Annotated in this window: 15 protein-coding genes; 5 read left to right on the top strand and 10 right to left on the bottom strand. The window is 35.8% G+C overall.

Going from position 1 to position 18,392, the window contains the following annotated elements; all coding sequences use genetic code 11:
* Positions 1–232 precede the first annotated feature (232 nt).
* Positions 233–925 (bottom strand): hypothetical protein, encoded by a 693-nt coding sequence (locus NST66_RS04165; protein ID WP_340843100.1) that lies wholly within the window; start codon positions 923–925, stop codon positions 233–235.
* Between the two features lie 34 nt (positions 926–959).
* A complete protein-coding gene (locus NST66_RS04160) occupies positions 960–2,057 on the bottom strand; it encodes a WXG100 family type VII secretion target (protein WP_340843099.1) in 1,098 nt (365 codons plus the stop codon).
* A gap of 327 nt (positions 2,058–2,384) precedes the next feature.
* Here NST66_RS04160 and NST66_RS04155 point away from each other — a divergent pair, with 327 nt between their 5' ends.
* Positions 2,385–2,942 (top strand): HPP family protein, encoded by a 558-nt coding sequence (locus NST66_RS04155; RefSeq protein WP_340843098.1) that lies wholly within the window; start codon positions 2,385–2,387, stop codon positions 2,940–2,942.
* Positions 2,943–3,021: 79 nt separating this feature from the next.
* Here NST66_RS04155 and NST66_RS04150 read toward each other — a convergent pair whose 3' ends face one another.
* The 4 genes from NST66_RS04150 to NST66_RS04135 form a co-directional block, all read right to left on the bottom strand.
* On the bottom strand, positions 3,022–4,977 hold the full coding sequence (locus NST66_RS04150; protein ID WP_340843097.1) for a zinc ribbon domain-containing protein: 1,956 nt from the start codon (positions 4,975–4,977) through the stop codon (positions 3,022–3,024).
* A gap of 280 nt (positions 4,978–5,257) precedes the next feature.
* A complete protein-coding gene (locus NST66_RS04145; protein ID WP_340843096.1) occupies positions 5,258–7,888 on the bottom strand; it encodes a YfhO family protein in 2,631 nt (876 codons plus the stop codon).
* A gap of 91 nt (positions 7,889–7,979) precedes the next feature.
* Positions 7,980–8,354, bottom strand: coding sequence for a GtrA family protein (locus NST66_RS04140; RefSeq protein ID WP_328105536.1), 375 nt, complete (start codon positions 8,352–8,354; stop codon positions 7,980–7,982).
* A complete protein-coding gene (locus tag NST66_RS04135) occupies positions 8,347–9,306 on the bottom strand; it encodes a glycosyltransferase family 2 protein (RefSeq protein ID WP_340843095.1) in 960 nt (319 codons plus the stop codon). The genes NST66_RS04140 and NST66_RS04135 overlap by 8 nt, the downstream gene beginning before the upstream one ends.
* A 524-nt stretch (positions 9,307–9,830) precedes the next feature.
* Here NST66_RS04135 and NST66_RS04130 point away from each other — a divergent pair.
* From NST66_RS04130 to pcp, 3 genes are read left to right on the top strand one after another with little or no spacing between them, the layout of a single operon-like run.
* Positions 9,831–10,535 carry a DUF969 domain-containing protein gene (locus NST66_RS04130; RefSeq protein WP_302892624.1) on the top strand — a complete coding sequence of 235 codons (705 nt, stop codon included), beginning with the start codon at positions 9,831–9,833 and terminating at the stop codon, positions 10,533–10,535.
* On the top strand, positions 10,536–11,501 hold the full coding sequence (locus tag NST66_RS04125; RefSeq protein ID WP_340843094.1) for a DUF979 domain-containing protein: 966 nt from the start codon (positions 10,536–10,538) through the stop codon (positions 11,499–11,501).
* A gap of 14 nt (positions 11,502–11,515) precedes the next feature.
* The gene (pcp, locus tag NST66_RS04120) at positions 11,516–12,157 is read left to right on the top strand and encodes a pyroglutamyl-peptidase I (RefSeq protein ID WP_340843093.1); all 642 of its coding nucleotides are present in this window, start codon (positions 11,516–11,518) and stop codon (positions 12,155–12,157) included.
* Between the two features lie 115 nt (positions 12,158–12,272).
* Here the strand turns inward: pcp and NST66_RS04115 are convergent, their stop codons facing one another.
* Entirely contained in the window at positions 12,273–12,473 is a 201-nt protein-coding gene (locus tag NST66_RS04115) for a YjfB family protein (protein ID WP_340843092.1), read from the bottom strand.
* 108 nt (positions 12,474–12,581) lie between these two features.
* Between NST66_RS04115 and NST66_RS04110 the strand changes: the two genes are divergently transcribed.
* Positions 12,582–13,436 (top strand): DNA endonuclease, encoded by an 855-nt coding sequence (locus tag NST66_RS04110; RefSeq protein WP_340843091.1) that lies wholly within the window; start codon positions 12,582–12,584, stop codon positions 13,434–13,436.
* A 454-nt stretch (positions 13,437–13,890) separates the two neighbouring features.
* Here NST66_RS04110 and NST66_RS04105 read toward each other — a convergent pair whose 3' ends face one another.
* The 3 genes from NST66_RS04105 to NST66_RS04095 all read right to left on the bottom strand — a co-directional run bounded on the left by NST66_RS04105 (position 13,891) and on the right by NST66_RS04095 (position 18,391).
* Positions 13,891–13,992 carry a flagellin gene (locus NST66_RS04105; protein ID WP_275037572.1) on the bottom strand — a complete coding sequence of 34 codons (102 nt, stop codon included), beginning with the start codon at positions 13,990–13,992 and terminating at the stop codon, positions 13,891–13,893.
* Between the two features lie 354 nt (positions 13,993–14,346).
* Positions 14,347–15,615, bottom strand: coding sequence for a flagellin N-terminal helical domain-containing protein (locus NST66_RS04100; RefSeq protein ID WP_241096920.1), 1,269 nt, complete (start codon positions 15,613–15,615; stop codon positions 14,347–14,349).
* A gap of 586 nt (positions 15,616–16,201) precedes the next feature.
* The gene (locus NST66_RS04095; protein ID WP_340843090.1) at positions 16,202–18,391 is read right to left on the bottom strand and encodes a hypothetical protein; all 2,190 of its coding nucleotides are present in this window, start codon (positions 18,389–18,391) and stop codon (positions 16,202–16,204) included.
* Between the last annotated feature and the right edge of the window lies 1 nt (position 18,392).

The following is an 18,392-nucleotide window of genomic DNA, read 5'->3' as shown; positions in this document are numbered from 1 at the left end:
CGTCAGTGTAACCAAGATATTTGTGAAGTAAATATGTATCCGAATCCTTGAAATTACAACCCAAATGATTTATCTCAAGAAAAACCTGAATATATTTTTGAACAAGATTTTTATGTATTAGTAGAAGACTTTGAGGCTGATAACAATCGTTATGATGAGGAATTGGGGTATTAATAGTTACAATTTTAACCCCAAACAGCTTAATTAGCTTTTGGGGTTATCCTACCTTTTCTCAAAATAGTGAAGCATATTTTTTTTCTAATTTTAATTTAACTGCTAGATATCCACACAGTAATGATGCGTCTTCAAACAAATCTCTAGTTGTAATTAATAGCTTCAGCATCAGTTCATCGTAACTTTCACTTTGTAAGGCTTGCTTAATTAACTCTCGACGGTTGATTAAACTAATATCGACTACTCCAAACATCCATTCAATAAAGCCACTAGCTTCATCATTTAACGGTCTAATTAAAGAGAAATCTTCATTTGTATCGAAGTTCAACGCGTTCACTAAATCGTTCATATAGCCAAAATAGCTACGTTCCATCAATCTAACTTCGGAAATGATTGCATCATTATTTTTATGTATATTTGCCTTAGCTTCTAATAAGCATAATACTCCCACAAATTCAGCTACTGCTTGTTTTCCAAATAACTTTAATTGTGTTAAGAGTGCTTCAGTTGCTTCCTCAAGAGTATGTGCTTTTTCTAAATTTTCATTTAGCACCTCAACGAACTCCTGAGATTGAGTCCATCCACTGGCTAATCGATGGCTATACTGAGTGATTCCTATCCACTTATTTTCGTATAAAAAAGAAAACTTTTTTGCATCTTCTTTTGTCAATTTCAACCCCTCTTCAGCGAAGATTTCGGCTGAATATTCCTCCACTGATTTAGAGTCACGTAAATCTACTTGTATATTCATTTTTCATTCTCCTCATTTTGATAATCTTTTAACGTTAATTAAATAATGCCTTTGACCATCCATTAAGAACCTTACTGGTAGCCTTAAACGTATCTGATACTGCATCTACTGTATCGTCAACTGCAGAACCTATATTTTTCTTAATCTCTTTAGCCGTTCCTCCTATTTTCTCGAATGTTTCTGGCACTTCATGACTTAATCTTTTTAGATTTTTTCCTATAGACTGATATACATCTTGAACTTTATCTTCAGTCCATTTTGTAACTGCTTTCCCCGCTCTCGTGTTATCAAGCATATCTAAGCCTATGCTTACACCTAAACCTACCCCAAATCCAACAGCTGTTCCAATACCTGGTACAACCGATCCTGCAGTAGCTGCCACAGTAGCTGTAGCTAATGCACCGGCTCCCATACTTACACCTGTTTCTAATATACCTTTGCCTACTTCCACAGTAGTTGAAGATAAAAAGCTACTGCTCATTATTCCCTCGGCTCGGTGTCCTCCCCATGTATACTCATATCCATTTAACCCTACTGAAATTAATGTTTCTGCAAGAGCTCCTCCTTTAAATCCATCTGTTAATGTTTTTTTAGCGAATTTCCATTTATTCGTAGATAATGGGTTAGTGTCATACACAGTAGCATGCAATGGAATGCCCAATTTTTCGGTTCTCCACTTTATGTATGACTTCTCAACAAAAGTTGTTGGATTTCTTTTTCCATATACAATGAATTTCCCGTTACGTTCTTTTAAGCGAAATCCACTAGTAATAGATGCTAAGCTCGGTATTAATTCTTTTACATAACCGTTTCCTAAATGATAAGTATCTAGAAGAAACTTGCCCCAAGTCACAACTTTACTTTCTTTATTTTCATCGGCTTCCTCAAATCGTTCTGCAATACTCAGTAACTCTTCTCCAATCTTGCTTAAAAGAAGCACATAATCATGCATTATCTTCTGTGTACGGATAAAATTCTTAAAAAAATCTTGTTGAACAGAACCTCTCCAGCTTTGTTCCAAGAGATTCATTTGCAACTTTAAATTCCTTGCTATTTGTTCATTTTCTTTACTAGCGTGTACGAAATCTTTTGAAACTTCCCTCAATTGATCAGGATGAACTAAAATTCTCATTAATCTTCTCCTCTATTATTCATCAACATGGACATAAAGACTATTTTTTTAGTAATATAAGTTATTTATTTAGTATTTTATACCATCAATATTTTTTTGTATACACTTGATATAAGCTAAAAAATATTTGGTATATGATTTAAGATAATAAGAGTCCTCTCTAGATTTATAAATAATTGCTTATTTATAATCCTATTACATCTAATAATGACGTTTTTACCTATTCCATTAATCCTTATTTTCTTATAAACTAAATTAATATAGCAGATGTTCTGACATACAACTTGACAAACGACGTTTACTTACAAAGGAGAAAGGAAATACGTAATGGAGATTGAAAAGAGTTTTCCTCAAACGAAAAGTCCCTTTCTGTCGTACTTGAGCTCTTATGCTAAAAAGATGAAGGGTGAATTAAAAGAAGAACCAAAAATTAATTATAGGGATGCAGTCGTTTCTTCGCTAGGAGGTTTAATTGCGATTATTATCAGCAGCTCAATTGCATTAGCGCTTGGATATCCCATGGCACTTGCTCCGATTGGCGCAAGCTGCGTTCTTGTATTTGGCGCTCATAAAGGTCCGTTATCACAGCCACGCCACGTACTGGGTGGTCACTTTCTTGCGACAATTTCAGCTCTTATTATTTGGAGTTTATTTCATCGAAGTCTAATTACTATCGCGATTGTACTGGCTTTTGTTCTTATTTTAATGATTCTTACAAAAACCGTTCATCCTCCCGCTGCAGCCAGTGCCATCGTAGCCATTAACACGGGCGCAGGCTGGGGGTTTTTAGGAGTTATTCTGCTTTGTGCAGGTGTAGTTATACTAATTTCTACCGTCTATAACAACTTTTTTCAAGATCGACAGTATCCCCGTTACTGGATTTAGCTTTATATTCGTAAATAAAAGAGACTTGCTTAAATGAGCCAAGTCTCTTTTGTTATTTCATTGGGATTAGGCAACCTATTTAGTTCACTTCAGTGGAGCTAACCAATTCATTTACACCTAAGCTTCCATTAGCTAACTGCAGAACTTTATGCACACTTTTGAATTTTTTATGTTTTACACTGCCGTCACCATATGTGATGTTATATTCTTCGGAAGTATTTACTTGATAACCGTTTGCTATCGGCTCTACGTTCGTCACCTCAAAATTTAATAAATCTTCTGTAATATTCTTTTTGTTTAAATACGCCGTATATTCTTTTTGTTCATTATACTTTTTTCCAGCCGGATCAATATACGGCGCCGCAATCGAAAAGTCATGGTTTTTAATTGATTTCATTGTTGCATCCATGTATTCAGTCATAAACAGAGTAAGATCAGCTGTACCTAATGAACCTTCATCTACTGATTCGCTCTTATCTTCAATATCTGTATCAGTATCATCAGCTGTTACTTCGCTATCGTCATTACTATTGTCCTCTGACTTAGCAGCTTGCACTTGATATACTTTTGGATGTTCTTCCTTGATTTCCTTCACATTTTCTGAAAATGATCCATATGTATCTTCTAAATCGTCTAGAAGCCATTTTTTCTTTTCTTCATCATACACTAGCTTGTATTTAACAACCGTGTCCTCTTTTTCTAAACCTGAACCATAGTCAATATTATAAGATTCTTTACCGTCTATGGTAGCTTGCCAATGCCCTTCATCTGTATACTCTAATTCACTTGTATTTAAATCAAAGGTTGTGCCTAGGTATTGAAGTTTTGAATACTCAGTGTCGGTTCCACCATCACTAACTGATTCCCCTACCGTATATTTGTAATGATCCGTAACATTTTTTAATTCATTCGGCCTACCTGTGATATATACTTTAATTAAGTTTTTATTCTCAGCAGCTACTGTTTCCATTAGCGATTTTTCTAAATCTTTGTCTCTACCAAAATTGTACTGAATTTCATTACTGTCAATCGGGATATTTCGGCTCGTCATTTCTCCCCAAGGAAAAGTTGCTGTTACTTTCATATTCATTGAACCATCTGTTACAACAGGACCAAATTCAGATGTTTTAAAAGGATTGAGTTTAACCTTTTTTCCATCAATGAACAATGTACCTTTCATATCTGAAGGGTTTGTTCCTAAGTCAAAGGCAATGTCTTCTCCTTCCAAATCTAAAGAAACATTTTTTTTGTTCGTATCATCCATCAATGAGACTGTTTCTTTTGTAACTAAATCAACAAATCCAGTTTTATATTTTCCTTCTACTTTATAAAGTCCAGGTAGGTAAGGACCATACTTTTTAGAAAAATGATTAGATGCCGATGTACCTACTTTCTTTCCCTCTATATAGATAGCTGTATCTTTATAATCTGTGTCTACTTCTACATACATCGGTCTGGCTTCAATCGTATATTTATCAAAAAGAAAAGCTGTCTTCCCTCTCTGTACTAGCTGAAAAGGAACTACTTCTGTACCGTATCCATATTTATTATTTAATGCTTTATTTACATTAATTCCTTTCTCTATGGCTTGAGATTCTACTTCTAGTAACTCTATCATATCGTTCACTTCATTAGGGTGCTTTTGAAAATACGCCATAAATCCTTTGACATTGTCTTTATTTATTTCCAAATTTGAATTCTGAGAACTTAATAGACGAGCCACAGTTTCCTGATCGTTATTATGTACGGCTGTTTCAAAGCGATCAATCATTCTATCTTTATCAGTAAAGTACTCCCCCGCTTTATATCCCCCTATTAATAGAACGACCGCTACTCCTGCAGCAATGAGTTTTCCTTTTGTCTTTTTAGACATTTGCTTAGGTGACTGAGGTGAGCGGTTTGAGGTTCTTGTATCCATACGATTTTCTTCAACCGATGTCTGTTGGGGGCTGTCTTGTTCAACGGGTTGCCCACATTCTTGGCAAAATTCCGCTCCTTTCTTTAACTGCTTGCCACATTCCTTACAAAATAACATGTATGTATCCTCCTGTTGAAAACTTTATACTCCTATATATTTATCGGTGTTTTTTCGTTTATTTTTACCCTTCATATAATCCATATAAAAAATATATCATTCTATATTCATACCTTTTAGCGTTACATACCATCTTTTGGATTTTAGGAGAAGTATTTTCAAACCATTAGAACAATTATCTTTTACAAAACTTCTCTTTATCATTGAATAGACTATTCAACGATAAAGGTATAAAAAAGGCTTTGGAATCGTAGTCCCAAAGCCTTTTTTACACTATTTATTATGCCGCTTCTTTTTCAAATGTAGTTTTTGCTTTTTTTCTCTTTCTTACTACAAACAAAATTCCTATTGCTGCAGCTGTTAAAAGTGAAACTGTCAGCGACTCTTTAAAATAAGGCGTTATATACTTCATCGAAATTTCATGATTACCTTTAGGTACACGAACTCCGATAAATGTTCCGTTTACTTGTTCAAAGTCAGCAGCTTTTCCATCTACTTTTAGATGCCAGCCTTTGCTGTATGGAACAGATAGAAATAACATCCCTGCTTTTTTAGCATGTATATCACCTTGTAAAGAATTTTCGTCATACTTCACGTGTTGAAGCGCAGACTGTTTTAACTCGTCAACTGATGCTGCATAGTTTTTATAGGAGTTAAACAGCACTTCCATATCGTCAAACTCATACTGCCCAGGTGATAGCCCGATTGTAATCTCTCCGTTACGCTGAGCATTTTGAATATTAAATGCATAGCTGTCTTTTGGATATGAATAAATGTTGTTGACCGAACGTTTTTCAAAATTTCTTCCGTTAATTACTAAGTTTAACGAACCTGTTGTAAGGTTTTTAAAGGTCATTTTAAGAATCGTTTCGCCCGAGCCTGTTTCTTTTGTCGTTAACGGAATGCACATCACTGCATTTTCTCTTGCTGTGTACACATTTCCGTTTTTATCGATATTGTCAAGCTTTACATTTTCCATTCCTTCAAGCAGCTGCTTGCTTTTAAGCTTTTTCAAATCAAACTGCGGTATGTTCCCTTGCTTTTCAACTACTGCAGCTTTTAACATCAGCTGATCTTTTTGTACTTCATTCAATTCATTAAATTGATTTGTCGAAACTGCTTGATTATACATAAATCCAACAGGAAGGAAATGATCATTTTTATAAATTTTATATCCGTTTAACTCTTTTAGTAACGTAAAACCATACGGCTGGAAAGCATCACCGCTTTTAACGATATAATATTTGTTCATAAGCGCTGTTTCTACATACAGGCGCTGATCTAAATTACTGTACCGGCTTGGTGAGTCCATTTGCGCAATATTATACGTTTCTTTAAAGAAGCTGTGGACATTATCTGGAATCAGACTTTGATAGCTGCTGAATCCATGATAATTATAATACAACGGAATATTTTCTTTATTAATTTGATTCCACATCACACGATAAAACGAATCATCTCTTTGCGTAATATAGTTAATGACTTCTTGATCCGTTTCACTGTCATATCCGCTTCCTGAAAACGTTTGAAGCGTCGACTCTTTTTGAGCAAGCACGTCTCCTAGATCCTGCGTAAACATCATAAAGTTGTTGTAGCCGATACTGCCAATAGCAACGGCTGTTACGCATACAAAAAAGGCAGCTTTTTTCAGTTGAAAACGAAGTAAAAAAGCGAACAGTACAATTATAAAAAAGACAATTTCAACTCCATCATTCGGGAGCTCTTTTGGTGATGGCACGTAGGTTGTGTACCATAAAAAGCCTAGAAGAAGGAGTAATAAATAAACCGTCCGTACTTTTGACCCTTTTTTATCATAGTCAATTGCATATGCCGCTACCATTCCACAGGTAAAAATCAGCATGTAAATCCATCTTGGCTGCATAGCTGACAAACCGTTAAAAAATGAATAAGCGTACGGGAAGAAATACAGTCCAATCATAAAGAGCAATAAGCATACGCGAATCAGCATTTCTTTTTGTTTGATATACAGTACGCTTAACAAAATAGCAATCAACCCAACAATCGACATTCCAAGCGTTTGCGAAGCCGAGTAAGGGTAAAAGAAGTTATACACCACATTATGATAAAAAATGTTTGTATAAAATAGCGGAACATCATACTCTTTATCAAATCGACCTGCATGTAGAAATGCGTACACGGTTGGAATAAACGCAAAAGCTGAAAGTAAAAACCCAACAATATAGTATTTAATGAGCGTTATATAATACTTTACAAAGCTTTTAAACGAATACGATGATGAAGCTAAAAAGTATTTGAACACGGCATAAATATTTAAGTACACGCTGCTCATGAAACCAAAATAGAAGTTTGTTGTTATCACGACAAATACTGCAAAAATGAACAACCCTTTTTTACCTTGATCCACTAAGCGATCATACGAAAGGATCAGCAGCGGCAGCCATACAAATGCTTCTGCCATAAAATCAAACCGGTTGGAATAGCCAGCGAAAAAGCTAGAACCTCCGTAAATCATTGCTCCTACAATGGAAGCAGTGTACGAACGCTTATTGTGTTGAAGCAAAGCATACATAAACATCATGGCGCAAAAAAGCTTTAATGCGCTGATGATTGTATTGAGCGCTAGCACATCTTTTAACGTATCTAATTTTAGAAATAACGTAAGGAGGAAAAAGACGGACGTTGAATAATAATAGCTGAAATTTGCAAACACATCTCCTCCTAAACCGTATTTCCATGACCAAAAGAAATCGCCATGTAAAAACTGTTCATGTAAAAAATAACGAAAGAACAGCAGTTGAACCGTTGCATCCGTATTCCGTGTGGTCATATAACCTTCGGATAAGTAGAAATAAAAATACACGCTGAAGATGGTGAGCATAAAGATGACAGCTGCCACGACGTGCATCCCAATTTTCTTTCGATCAAACATAACTGCGTTACCTGCCTTTTATTTTTAGCCAAAGTTAACACTGCATATAAAAATCTGACAAAAATACGCCCTTTGTCAGATTTCTACTACTCTATGCTTTTTGAACTAAGATTTTTTTTGAAATAACAAACGTAAAAGGAATAGCAATAACCGAAGCCAAAATAGGCGATACGGTTTCGTTCATATGCATTAAATCAACCAATAAATATAGTGCGCTAGTTGATACGGTGATGTTCACGACATAGGTTAAAGGGAATTGAAAAAACTGCGCTAGCGTCGGTCTAATCTTGTATGTAAAATAAGAATTTAAAAAGAACGAGCCAATCATACTAATCACAAATCCAATAATATGCGAAACTAAGTATTCAAAATGAAAAAGATAATTGCAAATCAAATAAATTACGTAGTAATTAAATGTATTTAAAAATCCTACAATCACAAAACGTATAAACTGAGCATTAAGCATGGGTATGCCACTTTTGATGATTTTCATGTTTTGCCGTCATTGTCTCCTCTTCGATAATATAGTGTGGACGTTTTTTAGACTCATAGTAAATGCGTCCAATATATTCCCCGATAATTCCTAAAAACGTCAGCTGTAAGCCGCCAATAATTAAAATAGCGGATATTAATGTAAAATAGCCTGGTACATCAATCCCTGCAAATAAAATTTTCACAAGCATCGTCAGGACATATATAAATCCTAGAACCGTTACACCCATTCCCATATAAATCGATGCACGCAGCGGCTTATTGTTAAATGAAATTACGCCGTCAATTCCGTAGTTTAATAATTTACTAAACGTCCATTTGCTTTCGCCTTCTTCTCTGACGACATTCTCATAGTTAATCGTATATTCTTTAAATCCAATCCATGAAAACAGCCCTTTTGAAAACCGGTTATATTCATTTAAAGAAAGCAAGGCATTCAGCGCTTTTCTGCTTAAAAGGCGAAAATCTCCCACTCCATTCACCAAGGAAATATCAACAAATTTATTCATCATTTTATAGTACAGCTTAGACAAAGAAGACTTAATAACTGCATCTCCTTTTCGATTCCGCTTAGCAATGACTTGATGATAGCCCTTACGATAATAATGAACCATTTGTGGAATTAATTCTGGAGGATGCTGTAAATCTCCATCCATTAAAACAACCGCATCTCCTTCTGCATACTGCAGTCCAGCCAGCATTGCCGCTTCTTTTCCAAAGTTTCTGCTGAATGAAATATAAGACACTTCTTCATATCTATCTGAAAGTTCTTTTAAGCAGCTAAGCGTATCATCCGAACTCCCATCATTCACAAAAACTAATTCATACTCAAAATCTTCTCTTGCTAAAATGTTGGTCGTATATTCATAAAATGAATGAACGTTATTTCCTTCATTAAAGCAAGGTACTACTACTGACAAAAGCATATCATTCCACCTAACTATGTAATTTCGTGTATTGCCTGCATGACAACACACACCCCTTCTTTCACCAGCTAACATAACTATTCACCTTATATTTCAAAGAAATATTCTGATTATCAGACAAATAGATAGTTCTTTCTCTCTATTTTTTACTAATCCACTAGAAAACATATTCATACTGGACAGATTTATTTTAGAAATCCAGTTATCATTTTACTATTTATTCATTTTTATTCAATATGTATATCGTTATTTTCTTTAAAAAAGTAGTCCCCCATTAGTGTAAAATCCTTCATTTACCATTTTTAAACTTCTTTTTTCTATAAAGCTATAAATTTCACTTCACATAGACGACAATCTATTTTTAAGACCCAGTAGTTTTTGTTTTACTGTTTAAATAATTTTATGATTTAAGCATCTTGTTTTAATTTTCAGAATTGTTTATACTCAAAACATCTTTGTTTTTTTAGAAAAGCAATGGAGGTGACTTTGCAGCACGGTCTATACATACTGGAGGGGGATTTTTTATGTTGAAATTAATTGGGGTTTTGCTAGTGGCAGTGGGATTTTTATTTCGTTTAAACACGCTGCTTGTGGTAACTGTTGCAGGCATCGTGACGGGCCTTGTATCAGGCTTATCATTGCATGAAGTAATTACGATGTTCGGTCAGTTCTTTGTCGATAACCGCTATATGTCTATGGCTATTTTACTTACTCTTCCTATCTTTGGCGTATTAGAAAAATACGGGCTAAAGGAACAAGCGGAAGTACTAATAAAAAAAGCGAAAAACGCTTCTTCTGGAAATGTTTTACTTATATATCTTTTTATCCGTGAAATCTCAGCGGCAGTCGGCTTAAATATCGGAGGACATGCTCAATCCGTGCGTCCGTTAGTGGCACCTATGTCTGAAGGCGCAGCCCGTGCCAAATACGGAGAGCTTCCGCCTAAAGTCAAAGAAGATATCCGCGCTCACGCAGCGGCAGCTGAAAATACGGGCTGGTTTTTCGGAGAAGATATCTTTATTGCAACGGGTGGAATTCTTTTAATGAAAGGATTTTTTGACTCTGTAGGGATTCACGTTGACGTCTGGGATATGGCGCTTTGGGGTATTCCAACAGCCATCGCAGCGCTGCTGATCAGCGCCATTCGTTTCCGTCAGTTAGACCGAAGAATTCACAAAAAAATGACGAAACACAAACAAACATCATCTTCAAAGACGGAGGCGAGCTAAATGAAAAGCATCCTGATGCTTGATACGATTTACTACTTACTCGGTATTATTGTCGCTTTTATCGCAATTCGAATCGCACGCGATCACAACCATCCTAACCGTTTAGGGTCATCTCTATTCTGGGCATTGTTTTCCATTACGTTTTTATTTGGCAACGTCATTCCGCCTTTTTATGTAGGATGTTTAGTTATTATCATGGTACTGCTTGCTTCATTTAACCGGGTGACTAAATCTAATGAAGCCGAAACGCCTGCTGAAGAACGCGTGGCTCACGCGCAGCGATTAAAAAACAAAATCTTTTTACCGGCTTTATTTATTCCTATTTTTACAATTATCGGTACCCTTCTTTTTGGCAAAATTAAATTTGGAAACTGGGCGTTAATTGATCCAGAAAAAGTTACGTTAATTTCACTGGCAATCGCAGCTGTCATTGCGTTTATTGCCTCAATGGGCGTTACCAAAGCAAAAATGGACGTACCAGTTAAAGAAGGAAGCCGCTTGCTTCAAGCAGTAGGCTGGGCAGTTATTTTACCGCAAATGCTCGCAGCGCTTGGCGGTATCTTTTCAAAATCAGGTGTTGGAACAGTCGTCTCGGATATTGTAAGTGATATACTGCCGACTAACTACGCGTTTGTTGCTGTGCTTGCATACTGCTTAGGAATGCTGCTGTTTACCATTGTAATGGGAAATGCGTTTGCGGCGTTTGCCGTTATTACGGGAGGGATTGGTCTTCCGCTGATCGTACACATGCACGGAGGAAATCCAGCGATTATGGCGGCACTTGGCATGTTTGCTGGCTACTGCGGCACGCTTCTTACGCCAATGGCAGCCAACTTTAACATCGTACCTGCCATGCTGCTTGAATTAAAAGACAAAAATGCCGTAATTAAAGCTCAAGTGCCGATTGCTTTATCCGTTTTTGTTGTGAATACGCTATTAATGTACTACCTTGTATACCATTTTTAAAGGAGATTGATAGAATGACAACTGTATTACTAACCGGATTTGAACCATTCGAAGGTGAAAGTATTAATCCGTCCTTAGAAGCGGTAAAAGCTTTAGACGGTGTAGCTGTTGAAGACTATCACATTATCGCTAAACCTCTTCCTACTGTGTTTGGTGAATCAATCGCGAAGCTTCATACGTATATAGAAGACATTAGCCCTTCTATTGTCATTTGCGTTGGACAAGCCGGCGGGCGAGAAGGAATTACAGTAGAACGCGTGGCCATTAACGTAGACGACGCACGAATTCCTGACAACATCGGCCAGCAGCCCATTGATCGCCCTATTATCGAAAACGGTCCTGCCGCATACTTTTCGACACTGCCAATTAAAGCAGCTGTCGAAAATCTGCGCCAAGCAGGCATTCCAAGCAGCATATCGCAAACTGCTGGAACGTTTGTGTGTAACCACGTATTCTACGGGCTCATGAACATGATTCAAAACTGTTGTATTAAAGGAGGATTTGTTCATATTCCTTACCTTCCTGAACAAGCTGTCAATCACCCAGGGAAAGCGAGTATGTCGTTGGATTTGATTGTGCAAGGGTTGTTGAGTGTGGTGAAGACGACGATTTTGGTTGAGGAGGATGTTGTGGTTTCGGGTGGGGCTACGCATTAAAAGCCAATAATATTATCTATGCAAAATGACCTTACTTCATGTGGTAAGGTCATTTTGCATAGTAAGGACACTATATGAGGTGTCCTTACACTTCATTTATCTAGCAGTGATGAAACTATAATTTTAAATCAATATTTCCTCCTAAATGCGGCTGAGCGGCTTGTTGAAGTGCTTTTACATTGGAGGTGCTGATTAATTCCTTAACAGCTTCTCCTTGCTGTTCAGCATTTCCCATTGCCATTTTCATGACGGATAGGGAAGCTTGCTGATGGACTTTTCCTTGGCTTAGTGACATTGACATGAGTGCGATATTCATAGGACACTTACTTTCTTTTTTCTTATAAACAAACTATATCTTTTAATTATTTAACATTATAACTTATAATAAGAACATACATTCTTATTATAAGTTGAGGTGAACGAAATGGATTTGTATCAGTTATCTCCCATTCAACAAAATGTTTTAATAGCTAGTATTATGGGTGACGGTGAAATAACAAAAATTTATAAAAATAGTCGACGTAAAAATAATAGCTACCGTGAACATTATGGACAAGCTCAAGAAAAGTATCGTGAATGGAAACAGTTATTTCTTCCTGATTTATTATATTTCAATAAAAAAAGTCATAGCCTTTGCTCTAGATCACTTCCTCTTTTCACACAACTATATCCACACTTTTACAATAGTAAAAATCGAAAACAAGTTCCTGAAAAGTTACTACCAACATGTATTCTACCTCACTTTTTGGCTGTCTTGTATATGGATGATGGTACACTATCAATTACAAAACGAATTAATCATACCAAAAAACGAATCTATCTTACACCCTCTATTATGTTAGCTCTTCAATGTTATCCTGTACGTGAGCTCAACTTACTACAAAAACACATCCAAGATGCTTTCAATTATTCCTTTAAACTATGCTCTACTCCATCTGGATATAGTCATATGTTAAGATTTACATCTGTACAACATACCTTTTCATTTTTAGACTTTATCTCTCCTGTGACTAACACTTGTCCAAGCATGTTTTACAAAACTAATTGGTATTGGCGCTATAACAAAGAAAAACAATTACTTCTCGAGCAATATCCTAGCTATGAAATTATTGCTTCAAGTTCAGATCGCTACAGGTCCTACTCTCCAGAAGAAATTAATTGTATTATCGTATTGCATAAAAAAGGAGAACCAATCTCTAATATAGCTATAGCAATGAATCGAACATACTGGTCAATTGTTTACAAAATTAGAGAACTGAAGGAGAAAAAACTTTTGTGAAGTACTTTTAAACTACTGGTGTAAATTTTTTTGTATTAAATATAAAAAGGAATTCTAGCCAAGCTAGAATTCCTTAAAGATTTATTAACGAAGAAGTTGTAAAACTCCTTGTGGTTGTTGGTTCGCTTGCTTTGCGACTGCATCTTTCGATGACAGAATAGACTATATCTTCATCCTATTATATAGGAGCTGGGCACTTCGAACAGCTTTCACTGCCCTACGAGATTCATAGTCATAGTTTTTAACCTTAGACCGTATTCTCTAGTCGTTGAACCTTCTCCAAAGTTTCCTCACAGGAGCTTGGCTGCTGATTATCCATTGTAGCATCTTTATCATTTTCAGACCGTTACGCTTATCATTTCTGATTACGTTGTGGTTGATAAAGCTTTAGGAAGTTCCAGCAGTTCACCCAGTTATCCTCTAACTCGTTACCAAGCTAGACGCCCTTTAATCATTATCTCAAAAGTTGTAAAACTCCTTGAGGCAACTGATTAGATTGAGCCAACATTGCTTGTGATGCTTGAGAAAGAATTGAATTCTTAGTTTGTTCCATCATTTCTTTCGCCATCGTGCGAACATTTACTTTCATAAATGACTAGACTATATCTTCACCCTAATGTATAAGGAGGGGTCGGGCACTTCGGATTCACAACACTGATGGTTATTGTTTCACCTATGGATTTCATCATCTTGAGCATAGCTTTTAGATGGTCTACCCTAGTCGTTGAACCTTCTCCACTTTTTCAAGTCAGGAGCTTGGCTGCTGATTGCCCAATCTTTTCTTTTTTTAACCGTCACGCCTGTCGTTTCCAACTACGTTGTGGCAAGAAAAGCTCTAAGGGTTTTCCAGCAATTCACCCGATTATAATCGCTAGCCGTTACCAGCTAGGACGACTGTGCTTGTTACTGCTTATGCAGCTAAAGCATAATCTACGTCACGAATACGAGATTCCGATGCCGTTAGGTTTTCAGAAGACGTGTTCAAGTTATTAATTGTATGTTCTAGACGATTTTGGAATGCACCTAATTTAGAACGTTCTCCTGAAACTGATTTAATTGCACTATCAAGAGATTTAATAGCGGTTTCTGCACCAGTTTGTGAAGTTACATCAAGATCATTCACACCAAGAGCTTTTGCTGACATATCATTAATATTAATATTCATAGTTTGGTCTTTGTTAGCACCGATTTGTGTAGCTAAAGAGTTATTCGCTATTGTAATTGTTGTATCTGAACCGTCTGCAATATCTCCGTTAAAAGAAACTTTAACCCCAGCAATTTCTACTTCAGATTTATTTAAATCTGTAAAACTTTGTGTAGCAATAGTATTACCATCAGCATCTGCTAATTTGAAGTCATGGTCCCCTTCGTATTCAAAACTGTAAGTTCCGTTTCCTGTACCATTTGTTGTATCAATGTCGAAACCACCTAAAGTAACTGAATCAGTACCATAATCGACATTAGATTGTGAGCCTACTTCTTCTCCATTTGCAGAATTAATAAGAGTTACTACTTTTCTACCTGCATTTTCTGCATCGTCTGATACTTTAACTTGGTATTGGCCGTACTTTGCGTTTGCCGCCGTAGCAGTAATATCACCAGTTTGGATTCCTGTCCCAGCATCTACTTCATCTGTAATTTCAATATTAGCAGTATTCTCCACTGTAAGAGTATAAACTCCACTTGCTAATTTTGCATTAGTAACATCGGCAGTATCGATCTTAGCAGTGTTTGTTCCACTAACAGTAGCGGTACTCGCAACGTTACCATTTAATAATTTTTTTGTATTAAACTCAGTAGTATCAGAAATACGGTTAACTTCTTCTTTTAACTGGTCAACTTCTTTTTGTATTTCAGCACGGTCGTCTGCTGTGTTAGTATCATTTGCAGACTGGACTGAAAGCTCACGCATACGTTGTAAAATATCATGAGTTTCATTTAGAGCACCTTCAGCAGTTTGTATTAGTGAGATACTGTCTTGTGCATTTGATGAAGCTTGATCCAACCCACGAATTTGCCCGCGCATTTTTTCAGAAATTGCAAGACCTGCTGCATCATCAGCCGCACTGTTAATACGAAGCCCAGACGATAATTTCTCCATTGATTTACTCTGTGCATTGTTCGCACTGTTAAACTGGCGATACGTATTCAACGCCGTAATATTGTGATTAATTCTCATTTTCCTTTACCTCCATATAATTGTTTTACTTCTTGGTTACATCCTTGTATGCAAGAAGTTTCTCGCTTATTAGCGAGGGTGATTTTTATTAAACATATATTATCTAGGAAAATATGTTCATACTATATATCGACAAGGGACTTCAGTTGTTTAGATGAATTATTATTTTTACTTAAATTTTCATTCTGCGTATTTTAAACTACTAAAAAGACCATAGGAATTTTTAAATTTCTATGGTCTTTCGGGCGTTACAAGCTATATAATCTAGTTAGAAAACCTACAAAATTCTGGGTAACGCCACTAATGGTTTTACTTGGGTTATAATAAAATAATTTACAATTCTAAAATATAACAGAAAAGTCATTAGATTACTACAGTCAAAACAACTGATTCTCTTATAAACAGAAACGATTTTATATTTGGTAAACATCACTTTAACTGGTGACCTAAGTCTTTAGAAAAGTTCAATGAGCTAAATTAAAAAGCGCTTTGACTACTAGTTTGAGGAGGCAAAGGTGCTACCTACTCAACATTTAAAATCAAATAGATGATAACAGCCTTAAAACCTTCTTAGCACATAAAAATCTTATTCCTGATGTAAATCATTATCTTTTAGAAGTTTCGCCACCCCTAGTCCAGCCATCAATCCTGGAGCTCCGAGTACCGCCCCAGCTACCGTAACACCAATTTTCACACCTTTTCGCGTCTTTCCACGAATCATAAACTCTCCTGCATAATCTCTACCTTCGTTTACTTCCTCTAGGCCTCTACAATTTCTTATAGATACGGGCTTTGTTTCAACTTTTTTATTAAATAAGCCATAATAGTGGTCATATTCTTTAACAATTACATTCGTTGAGCGTTTGGTTGTACAATTTTTAAAGTCACAGTCTTGAACGAGAACTTTAGGACTAGAGATTTTCCTGGAGGTGAATCCTTTGATAAGAAACCCTTCATCTACTTTCACACCATCGAATAAGCATTTAAAAACTTTGTTGGAAACTGCATTTTCACTACACATAAATTCAAAACAAGCGTGACTTACACTTCCGGAAAAGTCACTCACAACGTTATAAAACTCACAAAACTCTATGTTTATTCCTTCTCCATGAACAATTCGATTTCGACAATCTACAAATTGACTATGCTTTATTGAGAAATTATCCCCCGTGAAAATTCTTTCACATTCTTTAAATAAGCTATTAACAATTTCTGAACTCCGAGTAATCACACTTTTACATGATTCAAAGCTACATTCAGCAATAGTAGCTTCTCCGTTTATACATCTGTTAATGTTTTTAAAGCTGCAATTTCTGTACGTGGATTTTTCAATGGCAAGAATAATATAATTAGAATTTTCTGCAACAAATTTGTCTCGTCCTTCAACTTCACAGTTAGTAATATTCATTGTGCCGCTTATATTAAATATAGGATCCTCGCTATGAAAGACAGCAAATTCATTATACTTTTCACTCCTAGAGTCGTTCTCAAGAAAGTGTATTTTGCTATTTAAAATTTCTCCTGTCATTCCCCCCCACCAGCCCCTGCTGTTAATAAAATTTTCTCCTGGAGTAAAAATAGCACAATTATTAATGTGAAGAGTAGATTCTTCTTTCAAGCTAAGGAAGTTGGTGCAGTTGTTAAACTCACTGTTATCTACAGTAACTTTACTTTCACTTTCTCCTTGAATAAAATAATTTTTATCTTCTCCTAGACAGTTTATCTGGCAGTTAGAGAGTGTGAGGCTAGCTTTTTGAGAAAGCGTTATTTCGTTCATTCCTTGCGATTGATTATAGTTAATAACACAGTTATCAAATTTCAAGTGACCTTCACAATTTATAAAAGCTTCGATATGAATGATATTATTTGTGAAAACTTTCTCTTCTTCTGGAGCAATGTACAAGATGTTGGTAACCTTCAGCTCTTGAAGTGTTACCTCCTCTTCTTCAAAATTCAATTCCGGTAATTCAATATAAAATTCTTCTTCAATCTCCTCTATTTCACTGTATTTATCTATAAATCCTTTCACACTGCGCAGGTTATAAAGAGATGTTACTTTGTTTTTCACTTCACGTAACGTTTTATTTCCAAAATCAAACTCGTCGATAATCGCTTCTACTCCTTCTGATAAATCAAAATGAAGAGAATATAGGAAACAGTATTCGAGACATGATGTTAAGATTGTTTTCTTTACCTCAATTTGTTCGATTGAAGCTAAAGACGCCTGTACATGAATGGTTTGAGCATCTACACCCAAATAATTGAGTACCGTATTTGCATATTGCTGCTGTTCTTCTGATACATGATTAAATTCATGCATCAAAGCCAAAAGAGTGCCTCCTAAAATTTCCTGTTCTGTCTCTGACAAATCTCTGATATCTGTTTCTTTTGTAATGCCTAAAATACAGCGTTCTTCTAGTAGATTAATTCGTTTAGCTAATAATACATTATCCCTTGATAGTCTCTCTATTTTATCAAAAGCATCCACTACTAAATCAGAAATTCTTACATCTCGTTCTGAAAGACGAACAAGAATTTCCAACATTATTTGTTGAGCTTGAGCTAAATTTCCAATCTGATTAGCTATTCGTTTCTCATATGTATTTGATAATGTCACCATATCAAATACACGATTAAACCATTTTTCTTTTTTCATTTGTTCAAATTGTTCTTGAGATGCTGAAGCTAAGTTAAGGGAAGCTTCTTTTAAATCTTCAAAACTGCAGTGGTTTGCCTCATAGTAATCATAATCAATGACTAATTCTTGTTGGGTCATT

The organism is Priestia sp. FSL W8-0524, from assembly GCF_038005965.1.
Taxonomy (GTDB): domain Bacteria; phylum Bacillota; class Bacilli; order Bacillales; family Bacillaceae_H; genus Priestia; species Priestia zanthoxyli.
This window is presented reverse-complemented; position numbering and strand designations above follow the sequence as displayed.

Bases quoted from the DNA above. Each gene is read 5' to 3' on its own strand.
- NST66_RS04165 (WP_340843100.1), bottom strand. From the start codon at position 925: ATGAATATACAAGTAGATTTACGTGACTCTAAATCAGTGGAGGAATAT.
- NST66_RS04160 (WP_340843099.1), bottom strand. From the start codon at position 2,057: ATGAGAATTTTAGTTCATCCTGATCAATTGAGGGAAGTTTCAAAAGAT.
- NST66_RS04155 (WP_340843098.1), top strand. From the start codon at position 2,385: ATGGAGATTGAAAAGAGTTTTCCTCAAACGAAAAGTCCCTTTCTGTCG.
- NST66_RS04150 (WP_340843097.1), bottom strand. From the start codon at position 4,977: ATGTTATTTTGTAAGGAATGTGGCAAGCAGTTAAAGAAAGGAGCGGAA.
- NST66_RS04145 (WP_340843096.1), bottom strand. From the start codon at position 7,888: ATGTTTGATCGAAAGAAAATTGGGATGCACGTCGTGGCAGCTGTCATC.
- NST66_RS04140 (WP_328105536.1), bottom strand. From the start codon at position 8,354: ATGCTTAATGCTCAGTTTATACGTTTTGTGATTGTAGGATTTTTAAAT.
- NST66_RS04135 (WP_340843095.1), bottom strand. From the start codon at position 9,306: ATGCTTTTGTCAGTAGTAGTACCTTGCTTTAATGAAGGAAATAACGTT.
- NST66_RS04130 (WP_302892624.1), top strand. From the start codon at position 9,831: ATGTTGAAATTAATTGGGGTTTTGCTAGTGGCAGTGGGATTTTTATTT.
- NST66_RS04125 (WP_340843094.1), top strand. From the start codon at position 10,536: ATGAAAAGCATCCTGATGCTTGATACGATTTACTACTTACTCGGTATT.
- pcp (WP_340843093.1), top strand. From the start codon at position 11,516: ATGACAACTGTATTACTAACCGGATTTGAACCATTCGAAGGTGAAAGT.
- NST66_RS04115 (WP_340843092.1), bottom strand. From the start codon at position 12,473: ATGAATATCGCACTCATGTCAATGTCACTAAGCCAAGGAAAAGTCCAT.
- NST66_RS04110 (WP_340843091.1), top strand. From the start codon at position 12,582: ATGGATTTGTATCAGTTATCTCCCATTCAACAAAATGTTTTAATAGCT.
- NST66_RS04105 (WP_275037572.1), bottom strand. From the start codon at position 13,992: ATGATGGAACAAACTAAGAATTCAATTCTTTCTCAAGCATCACAAGCA.
- NST66_RS04100 (WP_241096920.1), bottom strand. From the start codon at position 15,615: ATGAGAATTAATCACAATATTACGGCGTTGAATACGTATCGCCAGTTT.
- NST66_RS04095 (WP_340843090.1), bottom strand. From the start codon at position 18,391: ATGACCCAACAAGAATTAGTCATTGATTATGATTACTATGAGGCAAAC.